The 18,150-nt window shown below is 71.2% G+C and carries 16 protein-coding genes and 3 tRNA genes; 11 read left to right on the top strand and 8 right to left on the bottom strand.

Annotated features, from left to right (window positions below; genetic code table 11):
* The first annotated feature begins 86 nt into the window (after positions 1-86).
* The 4 genes from purD to EJ357_RS21990 all read left to right on the top strand — a co-directional run bounded on the left by purD (position 87) and on the right by EJ357_RS21990 (position 6,346).
* A complete protein-coding gene (gene purD / locus EJ357_RS22005; RefSeq protein ID WP_126393304.1) occupies positions 87-1,340 on the top strand; it encodes a phosphoribosylamine--glycine ligase in 1,254 nt (417 codons plus the stop codon).
* Between the two features lie 382 nt (positions 1,341-1,722).
* The gene (locus tag EJ357_RS22000; protein WP_228473190.1) at positions 1,723-3,600 is read left to right on the top strand and encodes a hypothetical protein; all 1,878 of its coding nucleotides are present in this window, start codon (positions 1,723-1,725) and stop codon (positions 3,598-3,600) included.
* A 273-nt stretch (positions 3,601-3,873) separates the two neighbouring features.
* On the top strand, positions 3,874-5,364 hold the full coding sequence (locus EJ357_RS21995) for a N,N-dimethylformamidase beta subunit family domain-containing protein (protein WP_126393302.1): 1,491 nt from the start codon (positions 3,874-3,876) through the stop codon (positions 5,362-5,364).
* Between the two features lie 82 nt (positions 5,365-5,446).
* Positions 5,447-6,346 (top strand): phosphoribosylaminoimidazolesuccinocarboxamide synthase, encoded by a 900-nt coding sequence (locus EJ357_RS21990; protein WP_126393301.1) that lies wholly within the window; start codon positions 5,447-5,449, stop codon positions 6,344-6,346.
* Between the two features lie 46 nt (positions 6,347-6,392).
* Here the strand turns inward: EJ357_RS21990 and EJ357_RS21985 are convergent.
* The 8 genes from EJ357_RS21985 to EJ357_RS21950 all read right to left on the bottom strand — a co-directional run bounded on the left by EJ357_RS21985 (position 6,393) and on the right by EJ357_RS21950 (position 10,982).
* A tRNA-Gly gene (locus tag EJ357_RS21985) sits at positions 6,393-6,465 on the bottom strand.
* A gap of 22 nt (positions 6,466-6,487) precedes the next feature.
* Entirely contained in the window at positions 6,488-7,138 is a 651-nt protein-coding gene (locus EJ357_RS21980) for a response regulator transcription factor (protein ID WP_126393300.1), read from the bottom strand.
* Positions 7,135-8,367 (bottom strand): sensor histidine kinase, encoded by a 1,233-nt coding sequence (locus EJ357_RS21975; protein WP_126393299.1) that lies wholly within the window; start codon positions 8,365-8,367, stop codon positions 7,135-7,137. Before EJ357_RS21975 ends, EJ357_RS21980 begins: the two co-directional genes overlap by 4 nt.
* 17 nt (positions 8,368-8,384) lie before the next feature.
* A complete protein-coding gene (locus EJ357_RS21970; protein ID WP_126393298.1) occupies positions 8,385-9,164 on the bottom strand; it encodes an ABC transporter permease in 780 nt (259 codons plus the stop codon).
* Positions 9,161-10,120: an ABC transporter ATP-binding protein gene (locus EJ357_RS21965; RefSeq protein ID WP_126393297.1), complete on the bottom strand. Its 960-nt coding sequence runs from the start codon at positions 10,118-10,120 to the stop codon at positions 9,161-9,163. Before EJ357_RS21965 ends, EJ357_RS21970 begins: the two co-directional genes overlap by 4 nt.
* 154 nt (positions 10,121-10,274) lie before the next feature.
* Positions 10,275-10,347 (bottom strand) — tRNA-Gly (locus tag EJ357_RS21960).
* Positions 10,348-10,427: 80 nt separating this feature from the next.
* Positions 10,428-10,499, bottom strand: a tRNA-Gly gene (locus EJ357_RS21955).
* Positions 10,500-10,664: 165 nt separating this feature from the next.
* On the bottom strand, positions 10,665-10,982 hold the full coding sequence (locus tag EJ357_RS21950) for a histone-like nucleoid-structuring protein Lsr2 (RefSeq protein WP_126393296.1): 318 nt from the start codon (positions 10,980-10,982) through the stop codon (positions 10,665-10,667).
* A 280-nt stretch (positions 10,983-11,262) separates the two neighbouring features.
* On the opposite strand from EJ357_RS21950, the gene purS reads away from it, so the two are divergent.
* The 7 genes from purS to EJ357_RS21915 all read left to right on the top strand — a co-directional run bounded on the left by purS (position 11,263) and on the right by EJ357_RS21915 (position 18,146).
* Positions 11,263-11,526, top strand: coding sequence for a phosphoribosylformylglycinamidine synthase subunit PurS (gene purS / locus EJ357_RS21945; protein WP_015659417.1), 264 nt, complete (start codon positions 11,263-11,265; stop codon positions 11,524-11,526).
* A complete protein-coding gene (gene purQ / locus EJ357_RS21940) occupies positions 11,523-12,227 on the top strand; it encodes a phosphoribosylformylglycinamidine synthase subunit PurQ (protein WP_126393295.1) in 705 nt (234 codons plus the stop codon). The genes purS and purQ overlap by 4 nt, the downstream gene beginning before the upstream one ends.
* On the top strand, positions 12,224-14,482 hold the full coding sequence (gene purL / locus EJ357_RS21935) for a phosphoribosylformylglycinamidine synthase subunit PurL (protein ID WP_126393294.1): 2,259 nt from the start codon (positions 12,224-12,226) through the stop codon (positions 14,480-14,482). The genes purQ and purL overlap by 4 nt, the downstream gene beginning before the upstream one ends.
* Positions 14,483-14,602: 120 nt before the next feature.
* Entirely contained in the window at positions 14,603-15,103 is a 501-nt protein-coding gene (locus EJ357_RS21930; RefSeq protein WP_126393293.1) for an ArsR/SmtB family transcription factor, read from the top strand.
* Positions 15,104-15,125: 22 nt separating this feature from the next.
* On the top strand, positions 15,126-15,965 hold the full coding sequence (locus EJ357_RS21925) for a M23 family metallopeptidase (protein ID WP_126393292.1): 840 nt from the start codon (positions 15,126-15,128) through the stop codon (positions 15,963-15,965).
* Positions 15,966-16,080: 115 nt separating this feature from the next.
* The gene (locus EJ357_RS21920; protein ID WP_126393291.1) at positions 16,081-16,536 is read left to right on the top strand and encodes a WXG100 family type VII secretion target; all 456 of its coding nucleotides are present in this window, start codon (positions 16,081-16,083) and stop codon (positions 16,534-16,536) included.
* A 59-nt stretch (positions 16,537-16,595) separates the two neighbouring features.
* Positions 16,596-18,146, top strand: a complete 1,551-nt coding sequence (locus tag EJ357_RS21915; RefSeq protein ID WP_126393290.1) for a WXG100 family type VII secretion target — start codon at positions 16,596-16,598, stop codon at positions 18,144-18,146.
* Positions 18,147-18,150: the final 4 nt, after the last annotated feature.

Here is an 18,150-nt window from a genome sequence, read left to right as displayed (position 1 = left end):
GGCCGGCTGGAGCTTGGAGGAACGTACAGGTCGCCAACCCCCGGCCACTCATCGCCCCGCACAAAAACCCCGTTAGGCTGACCCCCGTGAAGGTCCTCGTCATCGGTAACGGCGCCCGCGAACACGCCCTGTGCCGCTCCCTGTCCCTCGACCCCGACGTCACCGCGCTGCACTGCGCCCCCGGCAACGCCGGCATCGCCGAGGTCGCCGAGCTGCACCAGGTCGACGCCCTGGACGGCAAGGCCGTAACCGCGCTGGCCACGGAGCTGGGCGCCGACCTCGTGGTCGTGGGGCCGGAGGCACCGCTCGTCGCCGGGGTCGCCGACGCCGTGCGCGAGGCGGGCATCCCGGTCTTCGGGCCCTCCGGTGAGGCCGCGCAGATCGAGGGCTCCAAGGCCTTCGCCAAGGACGTGATGGCCGCGGCCGGCGTCCCGACGGCCCGCTCCTACGTCTGTACGACCCCGGCCGAGGTCGACGAGGCGCTCGACGCCTTCGGCGCCCCGTACGTCGTCAAGGACGACGGCCTCGCCGCAGGCAAGGGCGTCGTCGTGACCGCCGACATCGAGGCGGCCCGGGCACACGCCAACTCCTGCGAGCGTGTCGTCATCGAGGAGTTCCTCGACGGCCCCGAGGTCTCCCTCTTCGCCATCACCGACGGCGAGACGGTCGTCCCGCTCCAGCCCGCCCAGGACTTCAAGCGCGCGCTCGACGGCGACGAGGGCCCCAACACCGGCGGCATGGGTGCGTACTCCCCGCTCCCGTGGGCGGACCCGAAGCTGGTCGCGGAAGTCATGGAGACCGTTCTCCAGCCGACCGTCGACGAGATGCACCGTCGCGGCACTCCGTTCTCCGGTCTTCTCTACGCCGGTCTGGCGATCACGTCGCGCGGCGTCCGCGTCATCGAGTTCAACGCCCGTTTCGGTGACCCCGAGACCCAGGTCGTCCTGGCCCGCCTGAAGACCCCGCTGGCCGGCGTCCTGCTGGCCGCCGCCCAGGGTGACCTGGCCGACCTGGAGCCGCTGCGCTGGAGCGAGGACGCCGCGGTCACCGTGGTCGTCGCCTCGCACAACTACCCCGGCACCCCGCGCACCGGCGACCCGATCACCGGCCTCGACGAGGTGGCCGCCGAGGACGCCCCGCACGCCTACGTCCTGCACGCGGGCACCAGGCGCGACGGCGACGCGGTCGTGAGCGCCGGTGGCCGCGTCCTGTCGGTCACGGCGACCGGCAAGGACCTCACCGAGGCCCGCGACCGCGCCTACCAGGCCGTCACCCGCATCAAGCTCGACGGCTCCCAGCACCGCACGGACATCGCGGCGAAGGCGGCGGAAGGCGCGTAGCGCAGGGCGCGCGACCGCCCGAGCGACCGAACCCGTCGGGCTCCGATAAACCCAACAGGCCCCGAATCCGTCTCAGGATTCGGGGTCTGTTCCATGCCCGGATTCCCGGCGGCCTGCCCGCCGGGTTTCCTCCGGGGATCAAGGGCCTGATCCTCGCTGTCCGTCATCCACCTCTCCCCAAAGCCATTCCATCGAGTGACCGATGCCCCATCCGGCTGACGTGGGTCGACGCCCCAACTAGGGTGCGGCGCAAGCGTTCCGGCACTTGGCCCACCGGCATTGCGATGTCAGTGGTGGGTGCCACAGTGGGGGAGTGAGCAAAGCCAGGACAGTTCGGACAGCCAGGGCAGCGCGGAGGGGGTGAGGTCCGGCCGTGACCGGTATGGGTGTCGAGGTGGGTGCGCAGGCCGCGCGTGGCCGGGCGCTCGCCGTGCTGCGCATCCGCAGTCGCGCGCTCGCCGTTGCCCTGCTGCCGGCGGCGTTCGCCGTGGTGCTGCTCGTCGGCGCCTCGACCGGCCACCTCGTCGGCCCGGGCTGGCACGCCGCCCGCTGGGTCGTGACTCCCGTCGCCGTCCTCGTCCTGCTCGCCGCCGCCGTCATCGCCCTGGTCGTGGCCCGCGCCCGCCCCGCCGTCACCCCGACGGTCCCGATAGCCGAGGGACAGGCCCCGGACCTGTACCGGATGGTGCGCGACCTCGCCGACCGCCTCGACGTCCCCGCCCCGTCCGCGATAGCGCTCACCCCGGACTGCGACAGCTGGCTGGAGGACCGCACCCACCCGTCGCACGGCCCGCCGCCGAGCGAGGACGACGACGGGCTGGGCGGTCTGCGCGGCGGCGCCATGCGTGGCGGGCCCCGCCGTGCGTCCGTCGCCCCCGTCCTCGTCATCGGCTCCCCGTTCCTGTGGTGGATGCGCGTCGGCGAGCTGCGCGCGGTCCTCGCCCCGGTCGTCGCCGGCACGGGCCCCTCGGCGCACCCGGACATAGCCCAGGCCCGGCGCTTCGTCCGGGGCCTGGACGCGGCCGTGGCCGTCGCCTCGACGAGCGGCCGCTGCCCGGGATCCCGGGCGGTGTGCGCGGGCATCGGCTGGGTCGCGCGGGTGCTGCTGCGCAGTTGCCGGGACCACGCCACCGAGATGGAGCGGGGCGTGGCCGCGGCCGCCGCCGAGCGTGCACAGGCTGTGGATTACGGACTGCGGATCGTCGCCCAGGAGCAGGTCGGGCTGGCGTACGCGGGCTGGGACCGGCTGCTCACCCGGGTCGCGCTGCCCGCCTGGCGGATGGGCCGCTGGCCGTCGCGGCTGGACGCGGGCGTCGTCGCGGCGCTCACCGAGCTGTCCCGCCGGGACCGTCTGGCCGAGGGCTTCGCCTCCCGGCTGGGCGAGCGCCCCGCCTGTGACCTGCTCGAAGAGCCCGGCGCCGTCGACGAGGCGACCTCGCTCCTCGCCGCCCGCCTCTTCCACGGCGGCCCCGCCGAGCCCGGCCCGGACTGGTCCCCGGTGGACTGGCAGGCGTATCCGGAGGAGGTCGTCGACCGCAAGTGGCGCACCGACGCCGCCCGCCTGCACCGCGTCCTCGATGCCCTCGGCGTCCGCCGCACCACCGAAGGCGCGCCCCCGGAGGCGGACGGCCCGACCCTGGCCCGCGTCCTGGAACACCTCGCGACCCCACCGGCGTCCGCAGTCACCGGCCCCCCGGCCACCGGTCTCCCAGGCACCGATCTCCCGGCCACCGACCTCACCGCCCGCCACGGGACCCCCGGCCAACCCCCGGAACCCGTCGAGGCGCCGAAGCCGCCCAAGCCCCCCAGGGCCCCCTACGCGGCCATGGCCGAGGATGCCTCCCTCGAGGACGAGGACCAGGAGACCGAACGAAGCTCCGCCCTTGCCGCCGGCCTGACCGCCGAACTCGCCCGCGAGGAAGCCGCGACCCCCGCCGAACAGAAGGCGTCGCCCGCCCCCGGCACCACCCTCCTGGACACCGGCGCGCTCCCCCTCTTCCCGCTCCAACCACCCCGCACCGCCCGCGAGTTGCTCACCGACCACGTGACGGCGATGGTGTGCTGCGCCGCGATGGACACCGCGGGTGCGACCCCCGGCCTGGACTGGCTGGACGGCCCCACCCTCCTCATCGACGGCGAGCGGGCGGCCGACCTGACCCCGAGAGTCCTCAGCCTCATCGAGGACGGCGATCCGGTACCGCTGCGCGCCTGGCTGGTGGAGTCGGGGATACGCCCGGAGAAGCCGGTACGTCTGGTCTGAAGCCCGTATCGGGTCGGAAGCCCCGGTTCCACTTTCGGCCAATTCGCAACGAATAGTGACAGGATGCGTGCGCAATGTGATGTGCTGGGATCGATAGCGCATATGGCAAGGGCTTACGACATACGACAGGCACACAAAAGCCCGCGCCACGCGACAGAAACCGCAAGCGCGGTCAGCGCCCGTACCGGCGCACAGCGCTCGACGCACCACCAGACGCACCACCAGAAGCACGACCAGGCGCACCACCACGGGGGCACGAGGGAGGGGTACGGCATGGGATCCGAGCAGATCCGCCGCTGGGAGTCGGGAGCACTCGCGCACGCCGTGACGGACCCCTTCGGTCAGGGCCCCGTTCCCTGGCTGCGCGGCAATGTGACGTACTTCGACGACACCGGCCAGGTGGTCCCCTGGTACGTCGACGGCCAGGCCCACCCCCCGACGTCGAACACCCCCAGGGTCCCCGCGCCCCGCAGCGCCGGCCCGCGCTCCGCCGACGACGTCCACCGCCAGATCAAGGGCTTCACCTCCACCGGCGCGGTCGCCCCCGGCGAGGCGGTCGACTTCCACATCACGGTCGACCCGCCGCAGGAGTTCGCCGTCGACGTCTACCGCATCGGCCACTACGGCGGTGACGGCGCCGCCAAGATCACCACCAGCCCCCGCCTCTCCGGCATCGTCCAGCCCCCGCCGCTCACCGCCGACCGCACGGTCTCCTGCCACCACTGGTGGCTGTCCTGGCGTCTGCAGATCCCGAGCTACTGGAGCATCGGCGCGTACGTGGCCGTCCTGACCACCGCCGACGGCTACCGCTCCCACATCCCCTTCACCGTCCGCGACAAGCACCCCGCGGACCTGCTCCTGCTTCTGCCCGACGTCACCTGGCAGGCCTACAACCTCTACCCCGAGGACGGCCGCACCGGCGCCAGCCTCTACCACGCCTGGGACGAGGACGGCCGCTTGCTCGGCGAGGCCGAGGCCGCCACCACCGTCTCCTTCGACCGCCCGTACGCGGGCGCGGGCCTGCCCCTGCACGTCGGCCACGCCTACGACTTCATCCGCTGGGCCGAGCGCTACGGCTACGACCTCGCCTACGCCGACGCCCGCGACCTGCACGGCGGCCACGTCGACCCCACCCGCTACCGCGGCCTGGTCTTCCCCGGCCACGACGAGTACTGGTCGACGAGCATGCGGCGCACCGTCGAGCTCGCCCGCGAGAACGGCACGTCCCTGGTCTTCCTCTCCGCCAACTCCATGTACTGGCAGGTGGAGTTGGGCCCCTCCCCGTCCGGCGTCCCCGACCGCCTGATGACGTGCCGCAAGCGCCAGGGCCCCGGCCGCCCGGTGCTCTGGCGGGAGGTCGACCGGCCCGAGCAGGAGGTGATCGGCATCCAGTACGCGGGCCAGGTCCCCGAGCCCCACCCCCTGATCGTCCGCAACGCCGACCACTGGCTGTGGGAGGCGACCGGCGCCCACGAGGGCGACGAGATCGCGGGCCTGGTCGCGGGCGAGGCCGACCGCTACTTCCCGCGCACCCCGCTCCCCGAGCACGAGGAGCGCATCCTGCTCGCCCACTCCCCGTACGCCGACCGCGAGGGCGCCCTCCGCCACCAGGAGACGTCCCTGTACCGCGCCCCCTCCGGCGCCCTGGTCTTCGCGTCCGGCACGTTCGCCTGGTCCCCGGCACTGGACCGCCCGGGCCACGTCGACGCCCGCGTCCAGCGCGCCACCGCGAACCTCCTGGACCGCATCTGCAAACGTGACTGAGCTCACCCAGCACACCCCAAGTCCAAGGTCAGCGGCCCATACGGGACAATCGACCCATTGGACAGAACCACGGGGAGGAACCGTGTCCGGATTCGTAGAAAAGCCCGAGCCGATCCAGGTTCCGGGTTTGGTACACCTGCACACCGGCAAGGTGCGCGAGCTGTACCAGAACGAGGCGGGCGACCTCGTGATGGTCGCCAGTGACCGCATGTCCGCCTATGACTGGGTGCTGCCGACCGAGATCCCCGACAAGGGGCGCATCCTCACCCAGCTCTCCCTGTGGTGGTTCGACCAGCTCGCCGACCTGGTCCCCAACCACGTGCTGAGCACCGACGTACCCGCCGGCGCCCCCGCCGACTGGGCGGGCCGCACCCTCGTCTGCAAGTCGCTGCAGATGGTCCCGGTGGAGGCCGTGGCCCGCGGCTACCTCACCGGCTCCGGCCTGCTCGAGTACAACGAGTCCCGCACCGTCTGCGGCCTCGCGCTCCCCGAGGGCCTCGTCGACGGCAGTGAACTCCCCGCCCCGATCTTCACCCCGGCCACCAAGGCGGCCGTCGGCGAGCACGACGAGAACGTCTCCTACGAGGAGGTCGCCCGCCAGGTCGGCGCCGACACCGCCGCCCGGCTGCGCCAGGCCACCCTCGCCGTCTACTCCCGCGGCCGGGACATCGCCCGCGACCGCGGCATCATCCTCGCGGACACCAAGTTCGAGTTCGGCTTCGACGGGCAGACGCTGGTCCTCGCCGACGAGGTCCTCACCCCGGACTCCTCCCGCTTCTGGCCGGCCGACACCTGGCAGCCGGGCCGCGCGCAGCCGTCGTACGACAAGCAGTTCGTCCGTGACTGGCTGACCTCGCCCGCGTCCGGCTGGGACCGGAAGAGCGAGCAGCCCCCGCCGCCGCTGCCCCAGGAGGTAGTGGAGGCGACCCGGGCGAAGTACGTGGAGGCGTACGAGCGTCTGACGGGCATGAGCTGGGGCTGATCCCACGAGAAAGGCCCCGGTCCAGTGGACCGGGGCCTTCATCAAGAGCGAACGACGAGGTTCGAACTCGCGACCTCAACCTTGGCAAGGTTGCGCTCTACCAACTGAGCTACGTTCGCATGCGCCGTGGCGCGAGAACCACTATACCCAACCTCGCTCCCGCGCGAGCCGCACCGCCGCGTGCCGGTTCTCCGCCCCGAGCTTCGACACGGCGGACGACAGATAGTTCCGCACCGTCCCCTGGGACAGCGCCGCCCGCTCCGCGATCTCCGCGACGGGCGCTCCGTCGGCGGCGAGTTCCAGCACCTCGGCCTCCCGCGTGGTCAGCGGCGAGTCGCCGGATGCGATCGCGTCGGCGGCCAACTCCGGGTCGACGTAACGGTTTCCCGCGTACACGGTACGGATGATCTCCGCGAGCCGCTGAGCGCTGACGGTCTTCGGGACGAACCCCCGCACACCCGCAGCAAGGGCCCGCTTCAGATGTCCGGGCCGCCCATGACTGGTCACGATCAGCACCTTGCAGCCGGGCAGTTCGGCACGCAGAGATGTGGCGACCTTCACACCGTCGGCCCCCGGCATCTGGAGGTCGAGGACGGCCACGTCCGGCTCGTGCGCCCGTGCCATCGCCAGCGCCTCCGGCCCGCTCGCCGCCTCGGCGACGATCACGAGGTCGTCCTCCAACGAGAGCAGTGTGGCGAGCGCACCCCGGATCAGATGCTCGTCGTCGGCGAGCAGCAGCCGTACGGGCCCGGTCGCACGGCCGGCCGTACCGCCGCTCTGGAGGGCGGTCATACGGTGACCTCCCGCACACCCGTCCCCGCCCCCGCCAGCGGCACCTGAGCCACCAGCCGGAACACCCCCTCCCCGCCCCGACCGGTCTCCAGCGTCCCGTCCACCGCGGCCAGCCGCTCCCGCAGCCCGGCGAGCCCGGAGCCGCCACCCCCGTCGGAGGCTTCGGCGGCCCCGTCGTTCTCCACCGTCAACATCACACGCCCCTCCGACACCCGCACTCCCACCAGACACCGCTCGGCATCCCCGTGCCGCAGCACATTGGTGGTCGCCTCCCGCACCACCCACGCCAGCGCCGACTGCACCTCGACAGGCAGCCCGGCCGCCTCCCCGGTCACCTCGCACGCGATCCCGGCCGCCGTCAACACTCCCTGGGCGCCGGCGAGTTCGACCGCCAGATCGGCCTCGCGGTATCCCCGTACGACGTCCCGCACCTCGCGCTGCGACTCCTGCGCGATCCGCTGCACCTCGATCATCTGCTCCACGGCCTCGGGCCGCCCGCGCCGCGCCAGCTGCACGGCGAGCTCGCTCTTCAGGGCGATGACCGCCAGGTTGCGCCCCATCACGTCGTGCAGATCCCGCCCGAACCGCAGCCGCTCCTCGGCGACCGCGAGCCGGGCACGGGTCTCGCGGGCCTCGTCGAGTTCGTAGACGGACTTGAGCAGCCAGACGGAGAAGACGGCCGTGAAGGCCAGGAATCCACAGCCGATCAGCACGAGCAGCGCGATGACCAGCGCGCCGAGAACGGGCATGCCCGTCAGGAGCGCGACGATCCCCGCACCGCTCGCGAAGGCCGCCAACACGGCGTACACCTGCCTCCGGCTCTCCAGACCGAGTGCCGTGATGCCCGCCCCGAAGACGAGTACGACACCGATGAGGCTGCCCGCCGCGGAGTCGGCGTCGTCACCGCCCGGACCGTGTGTGGCGTAGGCGAGCGCCGTGACGGCGACCGCCGCGGTGCCGGCGCCGAGCGTCCACATCAGCCGTACGGGCTGCTCCCGCCGCCCGCACACCCAGTCCACCGACCGCGACACGGTCAGGGCGCAGATCGCCGCGTGTGCGCTCACCAGGAGCATCAGCCAGAGAGCCGGCGCGGGCCCGGCAGCATTGCCGACCGCCACTCCGACCGAGAAGACCTCCATCACCGCGAAGAAGTGGAACGACCCCCGCGTGTACGTCTCCACCTTCGCCGGCGTGCTCTTCCCCCGCCACCACTTACCCGGCCCGCGCATGCGGCGTCCCCCCTGCTTCAGTGCCGTGGCTCCCAACGGAACCACCGTCGTACAGCCAACACGCCCAGGACCGCCCAGGCCAGCCCGGTCACGACGGGACCGATCACCTCGTACGCCGACAGCTCGCCGGTCCACCCACCCCGTATCAGGGTGATCACCGGGGTCAGCGGCAGCAGTTCGCACACCGACGCCACCCGGTCCGGCAGCACCTCCAACGGGAAGAACATCCCGGAGCAGAGCATGGAGATGAACGTCACCGGCAGTGTCGTGACCTGCGCACTCTCGACGGTGCGGGTGAAGGACGCGGTCACGGCGGCGAGCGAGGCGCACAGGACGATGCCCAACAGCAGGCCCAGCACCGCGAGATGGGGAGCGCGGGGCGCGCCCAGGTCCAGCAGGACGGTGCAGCCGACCGCCAGCACCAGGCACTGCGCGAGACCCGTGGCCACGGCCGGCAGCGCGGCCCCCGTCAGGATCTCGGTGTCCTTCAGCTCGCCGGTGCGCAGCCGCTTCAGGACGAGCTCCTCGCGCCGGCCGGTGTAGACGCTGACCAGCGTCGTGTACACCGCGTAGAGCAGTGAGAAGCCGATCGAGGCGGGCAGGACGACCGTGCCGAGGGAGAGCCCGGCCTCCGCCAGGTCCATCCCCTTCGCCGCCTCCCGCACGCTGACGGGCATCACCAGCGGCACGAACAGCGCCGCGAACAGCGTGCCCTTGCTGCGCCCGAGCAACGTCAGCTCGGCCCGGGCCAATGCCGTCATGCGCCCCACCGGGGTGGTCACCACCGCCGTACTCATGCCGCGTACTCCTTCGTCCCGGCGGCCTGCGCCGCCTCCCGTGCGATCCCCAGGAACGCCTCCTCCAGCGACGCCGACCGCACGTCAAGCCGCCGCAGCTCCACCCGGGCGGTGTCCGCCCACACCAGCAGCCGCGTCGCGGTCCGCTGCAGCTCGCGGGTCCGCAGCCGTACGGCGCGTCCGTCGACCTCGTGCTCGCACACGCCCATGTCGTCGAGGGGCGGCAGGTCTCCCACGAAGTAGCCCTCGGGCAGCTCGAAGGAGATCCGCGAGGGCTGGGCCGCCGTCACCTGGGCGGGTGTCCCGGCCGCCGCGATGCGCCCCTCGTGCAGGATCGCGAGCCGGTCGGCGAGGTTCTCGGCCTCTTCCAGGTAGTGCGTGGTCAGCAGCACGGTCGTACCGGCGTCCCGCAGCTCCCGCACCAACTCCCAGGTTTCCCGGCGCCCTTCGGCGTCCAGGCCGGTCGTCGGCTCGTCCAGGAACAGCACCTCGGGCCTGCCGAGCAGCGCCAGCGCCAGGTCCAGCCGCCGCCGCTCACCGCCGGACAGCTGCTTCACCCGCACCCCGGCCCGCCGCCCGAGCCCGACCCGCTCAAGCGCCTCCGCCTGGGGCATGGCCCCGCTCACGCAGCCCGCCCACATCCGCGCGGTCTCGGCGACGGTCAGCTCGGACGGAAACCCGCCCTCCTGCAGCATGACCCCGGTCCGGGGCCGTACGACGTCCCGCTCGGCGTACGGATCGTGCCCGAGCACCCGGACGTTTCCCCCGGCCGGCCGGGCGAGCCCTTCCAGCAGCTCCACGGTCGACGTCTTGCCCGCGCCGTTGGTGCCGAGCAGTGCGAAGACCTCGCCGCGGTCCACGGAGAAGGAGATTCCGCGCACCGCCTCGAACCCGCCCCCGTACACACGTCGCAGGTCGGTGACCTCAATCACGTGTTCGTGTTCGTTGGTGTTCATGACACCAGCGTCCCGGCGATCCGAAGCCGGAAGCAGTGCGCGCTGTCACCACTCGGCATGACAAATGTCAGAGGCCGGCGGGAGGACAAGGCGGGAAGGCATGACGGGGGACACGAAAAGACCCCGGTCCATCAGGACCGGGGTCTCATTCCCGAGCGGACGACGAGGCTCGAACTCGCGACCTCAACCTTGGCAAGGTTGCGCTCTACCAACTGAGCTACGTCCGCATTGCCTCCGACCGGCTCTCACCGATCGGTGCGAGCACCAGCCTACCTGATCCACAACAGTGGTTCGTACGGCGGTGCAGAGCGGGTGACAGGAATTGCACACTGCGCCTTCCCCCTGGAAGGGGGATGTTCTACTACTGAACTACACCCGCAAGCCTCCGCGAGCTGGGCTTTTCTGGCCCGCCCGGCGGCGTGTCCCAGACATTAGCTGATCAGCAGGGGGGTAGCGCAAGTCGGTTGCCGCGACCGCCCAAGTCGGCTGTCCTCAGGGCCCGCTGACGGGCCCTGAGGCGGCCCGGACATGCCTCAGCCCGGCGTCACTGCGCCGCGCTGAACGCCTCGTAGACCTTCTTGGGGATCCGGCCGCGGGCCGGCACCTCCATCTTGTTGGCCTGCGCCCAGGCCCGGACGGCCGCCGGGTCAGGGGCGACCTCGGTCTGCTTGTACGCCTTGCCTGACTTCGACCGCTTACGGCCGGCGTCCACGTAGGGCGCGAGCGCCTTACGCAGTTTCTTGGCATTGGCTTCATTCAGGTCGATCTCGTACGACTTGCCGTCGAGTCCGAAGGCGATCGTTTCCGCCGCTTCTGAGCCGTCGATGTCGTCAAAGAGCGTGACCACGACCTTCTGCGCCACGAATATCGGTCCCTTCGTACCGGCACGCTGACAATTCATTTGTACAGTGCCCGACAATGCGATGTGAAGCCCGACTAAATCCTCCCGCGTGTCCGAGCGCAATAGGTATCGGGTGTCGATCTGGGATCTTTTCCGGAACTTTTCGCCGCCGGTCGCTCCTGCTCCCGGCCGTGACAGCCGTCACGTAGTTTCCTACAAGGTGACGCGCGTAGAAATTTTGTGCAGGTAGTCTGAAACCACCTGCAGGAACCTGCTCAGCACCACACCACCGGGAGTGCACGTGGCACGCGTCGTAGTCGACGTCATGCTCAAGCCGGAGATCCTCGACCCCCAGGGCCAGGCGGTGCAGCGCGCACTGCCGCGGCTGGGTTTCGAAGGCATCTCCGACGTACGTCAGGGAAAGCGATTCGAACTGGAAGTTGACGGCCCGGTTGACGAGGCCGCGCTCGCCCGCATCCATGATCTTGCGGAATCCTTCCTCGCCAACACCGTGATCGAGGACTTCACCGTCAAGGTGGAGGAAGTCGCGGAGGCCGCGAAGTGACCGCTCGTATTGGCGTCGTCACTTTCCCGGGGAGCCTTGACGACCGGGACACCCAGCGGGCGATCCGCCTCGCGGGCGCCGAGCCGGTCGCCCTGTGGCACAAGGACAAGGACCTCAAGCAGGTCGACGCCGTGGTGCTGCCCGGCGGTTTCTCCTACGGCGACTATCTGCGGGCCGGCGCCATCTCCCGCTTCTCGCCGGTGATGGAGACGGTCATCGAGCAGGCGAAGGCCGGACTGCCGGTCCTCGGCATCTGCAACGGCTTCCAGGTCCTGACCGAGGCCCACCTGCTGCCCGGCGGGATGCTCGGCAACGACCACCTGCACTTCATCTGCAAGGACCAGAAGCTCCGGGTGGAGAACGCCGGCACTCTCTGGACCAGTGACTACGAGCAGGGCCAGGAGATCAGCATCCCGCTCAAGAACATGGACGGCAGGTACGTCGCCGACCAGTACACGCTGGACAAGCTGGAGGCCGAGGGGCGGGTTGCATTCCGCTACCTGGTCCGCGGCGAAGCCGCTGATGGATACGGCAACCCGAACGGCTCGCTCAACGACATCGCCGGCATCACCAACGAGGCCGGCAACGTCGTAGGCCTCATGCCGCACCCGGAGCACGCCGTCGAGCCCCTCATCGGGTCCGGCCGCACCGACGGTCTCCCGTTCTTCACCTCGATCCTCAAGAAGCTGGTCAACGCATGAGCCGGACGCCTCTGGACACGGTCGAGCACGCGGCCGCGACCCCCGACGTCGAGCTGCCCTGGGCCGAACTCGGCCTGAAGAAGGACGAGTACGAGCGGGTCGTGGAGATCCTCGGCCGCCGGCCCACCGGTGCCGAGCTCGCCATGTACTCGGTCATGTGGTCCGAGCACTGCTCGTACAAGTCCTCGAAGGTGCACCTGCGCCAGTTCGGCGAGAAGGCGCCGCAGAGCGACGCGCTGCTCGTCGGCATCGGTGAGAACGCCGGTGTCGTGGACGTCGGCCAGGGTTACGCCGTGACCTTCAAGGTCGAGTCGCACAACCACCCGTCGTACGTCGAGCCCTACCAGGGCGCCGCGACCGGCGTCGGTGGCATCGTGCGCGACATCATCGCGATGGGCGCGCGGCCGGTCGCGGTCGTCGACCCGTTGCGGTTCGGTGCGCCCGACCACCCCGACACCAAGCGCGTCCTGCCCGGCGTCGTCGCCGGCATCGGCGGCTACGGCAACTGCCTGGGCCTGCCCAACATCGGCGGCGAGGTCGTCTTCGACGCCTGCTATCAGGGCAACCCGCTGGTCAACGCCGGTGCCATCGGTGTGATGCGGCACGAGGACATCCACCTGGCGAAGGCGTCCGGCGCGGGCAACAAGGTCATCCTGTACGGGGCCCGGACCGGTGGTGACGGCATCGGCGGTGCCTCGATCCTCGCGTCCGAGACCTTCGACGACGCCAAGCCCTCGAAGCGTCCGGCCGTCCAGGTCGGCGACCCCTTCCAGGAGAAGCTGCTCATCGAGTGCACCCTGGAGGCGTTCGCCGAGAAGCTGGTCGTCGGTATCCAGGACCTCGGCGCCGCCGGTCTTTCGTGTGCCACCTCCGAGCTCGCCTCCAACGGCTCCGGCGGCATGCGCGTGACCCTGGACGACGTACCGCTGCGCGACTCCACACTCTCGCCCGAGGAAATCCTCATGAGCGAGTCGCAGGAACGCATGTGCGCGGTCGTCGAGCCGGCGAAGGTCGACCGGTTCCTGGAGATCTGCGAGAAGTGGGACGTCATCGCCACCGTCATCGGTGAGGTCACCGACGGCGACCGGCTGGAGATCTACTGGCACGGCGGCAAGATCGTCGACGTCGACCCGCGGACCGTGGCGCACGAGGGCCCGGTCTACGAGCGCCCCTACGCCCGCCCGTCCTGGCAGGACGAGCTCCAGGCCGACGACGCGAACAAGCTGCCTCGGCCGGGGACGAGCGAGGAGCTGAAGGACCAGGTCCTGAAGCTGGTGGCCTCGCCCAACCAGGCCTCCAAGAAGTGGATCACCTCGCAGTACGACCACTTCGTGCAGGGCAACACCGTCCTCGCCCAGCCCGAGGACTCCGGCATGATCCGCATCGACGAGGAGACCGGCCTCGGCGTCGCCATCGCGACGGACGGCAACGGCCGGTACGCCAAGCTGGACCCGTACGCGGGCGCCCAGCTGGCGCTCTCGGAGGCGTACCGCAACGTCGCCACCACCGGTGCCAAGCCGCTCGCCGTCTCGGACTGCCTGAACTTCGGTTCGCCCGAGGACCCGGCGGTGATGTGGCAGTTCGCGGAGGCCATCCGTGGACTCGCCGACGCCTGCCAGCAGTTGGGCACCCCGGTGACCGGCGGCAATGTCTCCCTGTACAACCAGACCGGCGAGGTGGCCATCCACCCGACCCCGGTCGTGGCGGTTCTGGGCGTCATCGACGACGTGGCCCGGCGCACGCCGGTCGCCTTCCAGGAGGAGGGCCAGCTGCTGTACCTCCTCGGCGACACGCGTGAGGAGTTCGGCGGTTCGGCCTGGTCGCAGGTCGTGCACGACCACCTCGGTGGTCTGCCGCCCAAGGTCGACCTGGAGCGCGAGCGCCTGCTCGCCGAGATCCTGATCTCCGCCTCCCGCGACGGCATGATCGACTCCGCGCACGACCTGTCCGACGGCGGCCTGATCCAGGCGGTCGTGGAGTCGGCGCTGCTCGGCGGCAAGGGCGCGCGGCTGGTCGTACCGGACGGGCTCGACGCGTTCACCCTCCTCTTCTCCGAGTCGGCGGGACGCGCGGTCGTCGCCGTGCCGCGCTCCGAGGAGCTCCGCTTCAACGACATGTGCGGTGCGCGGGGGCTGCCGGTCACCCGCATCGGTGTCGTGGACGGTGACTCGGTAGAGCTGCAGGGCGAGTTCGCGCTCTCCCTTGAAGAGCTGCGTACGGCCCACGAGGAGACCATTCCGGCACTGCTCGCCTGAGTTCCGTAGCCCCGCAAGCCCCCGTCCGGTCCGCCGGGCGGGGGCTTCGTCGTGCCGTCACCGCGTGCTGCCGCCTTCCATGGGTTGCACGTAATTACGTAGTTCCGTAATATCGCGGGTGTGGAACTCGAACAACGCGTCGCCGACCTGGAGCGACGACTGGCGGCGCTGGAGAACGCGCAGCACACCGCTCCCCGCCTCGGCGAGGGCGACTTCTGGGCGCTGGAGGGCTTCAAGGACCAGCTGGCCGGGCTGCAGGCGGCCGACGGAGGAGTGCTGTTCACCGGCGCCGTACGGCTGCCGACGGGGGAGCAGTACGAGTGGCAGCACGGCTCGCTGACCGAGGGCCTGCTGGACGCCGACTGGACCGAGGCCGCCGAGTCCTTCGCGGCGCTCGGTCACCCCGTCCGGATGCGGCTGCTCCGCGAGATCCTCGGCGGCCGGCGCACCGCGGCCGAGCTCGCCGAGCTGGACGAGGTCGGCACGACCGGCCAGATCTACCACCACCTGCGCCAACTGACCGGCGCGGGCTGGCTCCACACGACGGGGCGGGGCCGCTACGAGGTGCCGGCGGGGCGGGTCGTACCGCTGCTGGTGGCGCTGTCGGCGGCCCGGCCGTAATCACGACCGACCTGGGGGAACCATGTCCGCACGCAAACTCGTCATGATCGTCTACCGCCTGCTGCAGCTGACCTTCTTCGGCCTGGTCATAGCCGATGTCTCGCTGGACCTGGGCCATCCGTGGTGGTGGAACTTCCTGCCGATCGTCCTGTCCTACGTGATCCTCGTCGTGGCCCACAGGTGGGGCGGCGCCCCGGACAGCCCGCGCGTGGCACGGGAGCCCCTCGAGGTCGACCCGCCCGTCACCGGCCGCTGGTCCGCGCTGAACAGCCCGGCCGACCGCACGCCGAGCCATGGCACGCACGCCTACGGCCAGACGTACGCCATCGACGTCGTCGCCGAACCCGAGCCCGGCGCCCGCCCCGGCTTCCGCCCGCTGTGGCCGCTCGCCCGCCGCAACGGCGACTTCCCCGCCTTCGGCGCGCCCCTGCTCGCCGTGGCCGACGCCACCGTCGTACGAGTCGTCGGCGATCAGCGCGACCACCTCAGCCGCACCTCGCTCCCCGCGCTGCTGTACCTGATGACCGTGGAGGCGTCCGTGCGGGACCTGGCCGGCGTCAAGCGGATCGTCGGCAACCACGTCGTCCTCGACCTCGGCGACGGGACCTTCGCGCTCTACGCCCACCTGCAACGCGGCTCGCTCACCGTCCGCGAGGGCGGCCGGGTGACCGCCGGGCAGCAGCTCGCCCGCTGTGGCAACTCGGGCAACTCCACCGAGCCGCACCTGCACTTCCAGCTGATGGACGGCGCCGACCCGGACACCGCCCGCGGCGTCCCCTTCACCTGGCGCGGGATCGGCGTCCCCGGCAACGGCGAGATCTTCGAGGTGCCCGCTCCCGCAACACCGTCGCAGCCCACGTAGGCAGGCCGCCGTACAGCGCCCGTCTACTGCGCCGTACCGCAAGTGACCTACTATCGGTCCGTCATCGCACCGGCCGGCCGCGGCAACTCACCGCGCAGCGGGTGGCCTTGACGCCATGAGTATGCACACGGGGGAGGGCGCCATGAGCGCGGGGCAGGTCGGGACCGGGTACCAAGTACAGGCCGCAGAGCTGGACTCGGAGGCCGACAAGCTGGACGCCGCCGGGGACGACACGGCCGGGATACGCACGGCGGTCACCGCCACCCAGTGCTACACGCCCGAGGCGCTCGGCGGCTCCGACATGGGCCCCGCCTTCAGCGACTACGCCGGGGCCTGGGAGGCCGAGGCGAAGACCCTGTCCGAGGCGCTGCACGAGCTCGCCGACCGGGTGCGTACCTCCAACCGCGCCTACGGCGGGGCGGAAGGGGAAGCCGTCACCGGCCTGCGCGCCGCGCAGTCCGGCGGCGGCATCGTCGCCCCCGTCGCGTACGGCGAACGGCCCTTCCCCGGGGGCATCAGCACACAGCCCGCTCAGGCCGACCCGGGGACCACGCCGTCCGTCTTCGGCTGAGCCCCCCGCTTTCCGACGCCCCTTCCCGCCCCGCCCCGCCGCACCGCTCAGGGATCGCCGTGACCGAATCCACCACCGACCGCCGCGAACGCCTCACGCAGCTGTGTTCCACCATCGCGGGCGCCGAGAGCAAGAACGATCTCATCGCGGCCATCGACGCCGCCCTGGCCGTTCCCGCTCCGTACGGCGACCCGGACACCCTCAAGACCCTCGCCAAGCGCTACCGCTCGCAGGCCGACGAAGCCGACGACGTACGCGACCGCGTCGACAAGGTCGCCCGGCAGGGCCTGCCGAACGCCTGGGTCGGCACCACCGGCGCCCGGGCCGGCGAGGTCGTCGCCGCCGCGTCCCGCTCGGCGGAGCAGATGGCCTGCGCCTTCCGCGACGGCGCCCAGGCCCTGCTGACCCTGGCCGATGTCCTCGTCGACGCCCGCAAGCGTGACCAGACCGGCCGTGAGCAGCTGAACGAGGCCCGCGGACAGCTCGGCGGGGAGGACGGCTGGTTCGACGGTCTGCACGAGGACGACGGTGAGGAGCAGGCCCGGGTGCGCGCCCGGTCGATCGGCACCGCCGGCGTCGACGACCGCCTCGCCGCGGCCGTGGCCGCCGACGACGCGGCCCGGGCCGCCGCCCGTGACCTGAACAAGTTCGCCGCCGAAGCCCGCGCGGGGCAGATGCGCACCGACAACCTCTCCGCCGCCGACCGCCTCGTGCTGGCCGACACCTCCAACATCGACGGCGACCGCGAGCTGAACGAGATCCTCACCGCCAACGACCTCGAACGCGCCGGTACCCGCATGGAGAAGCTCTCCGCCGCCGACCAGGACCGGATGGAACGCCTGCTGGCGGACGCGAAGACCCCGCAGGAACGCGCGTACATCATGAAGTCCCTCGCCGCCGGCTACGACGTCGACCAGGTCGAGGACTTCGCCGGGAAGATCCACGGCAAGGACCCGAGGTGGCTGCAGGAGCACCTCGCTCCCGTCACCACCAACGGCTGGGGTCAGGAGCAGCAGACGTACGGCCAACAGAACTGGTCCCAGGACGGCTCCACCTGTGTCCCGTCCTCCACCGTCACCGCGCGCGCCATGGTCGACCCGGTGTACGCGCTCGGGCTCACCGGCGGTCCGGACGGCACCGACGACTCGCCCGAGGCGTTCCGTGAGCGGCTCACCGACGAGCAGATGCGGCTGCATGAGGAGGGCGACGGCGCCAACTCCGGCTGGCTGTGGGACCGGCAGCCCGCCGGCATGGACTCCGAGGGCCAGGAGAAGATCTCCGACTCGCAGCTGTCACCGCACACCGGGGACCGCTACGACGTGCAGGAGATGGGGTCCGACGACGACCGGCGCGATGTCCTGACCGACATCGAGAAGTCCGTCGCCGAGGGCAAACCCGTGCCGATCAACGTCGAGGGGCATGAGGAGAACGGCGACTGGGTGGGGCACGGCATGATGATCGTCGGCCAGGAAGGCAACATGCTCCAGATCTACAACCCGTGGGGTACGACGACCTGGGTCAGCGAGGAGGACTTCGTCAAGGGAGACCTCAGCGCGGCCAGCGACGACCGGTTCGACAACGTCAACAACGTCTACATCGAGCAGGGATGACACC

The sequence above is a fragment of the Streptomyces cyaneochromogenes genome (assembly GCF_003963535.1).
In the GTDB taxonomy this organism is placed as follows: domain Bacteria; phylum Actinomycetota; class Actinomycetes; order Streptomycetales; family Streptomycetaceae; genus Streptomyces; species Streptomyces shaanxiensis.
This window is presented reverse-complemented; position numbering and strand designations above follow the sequence as displayed.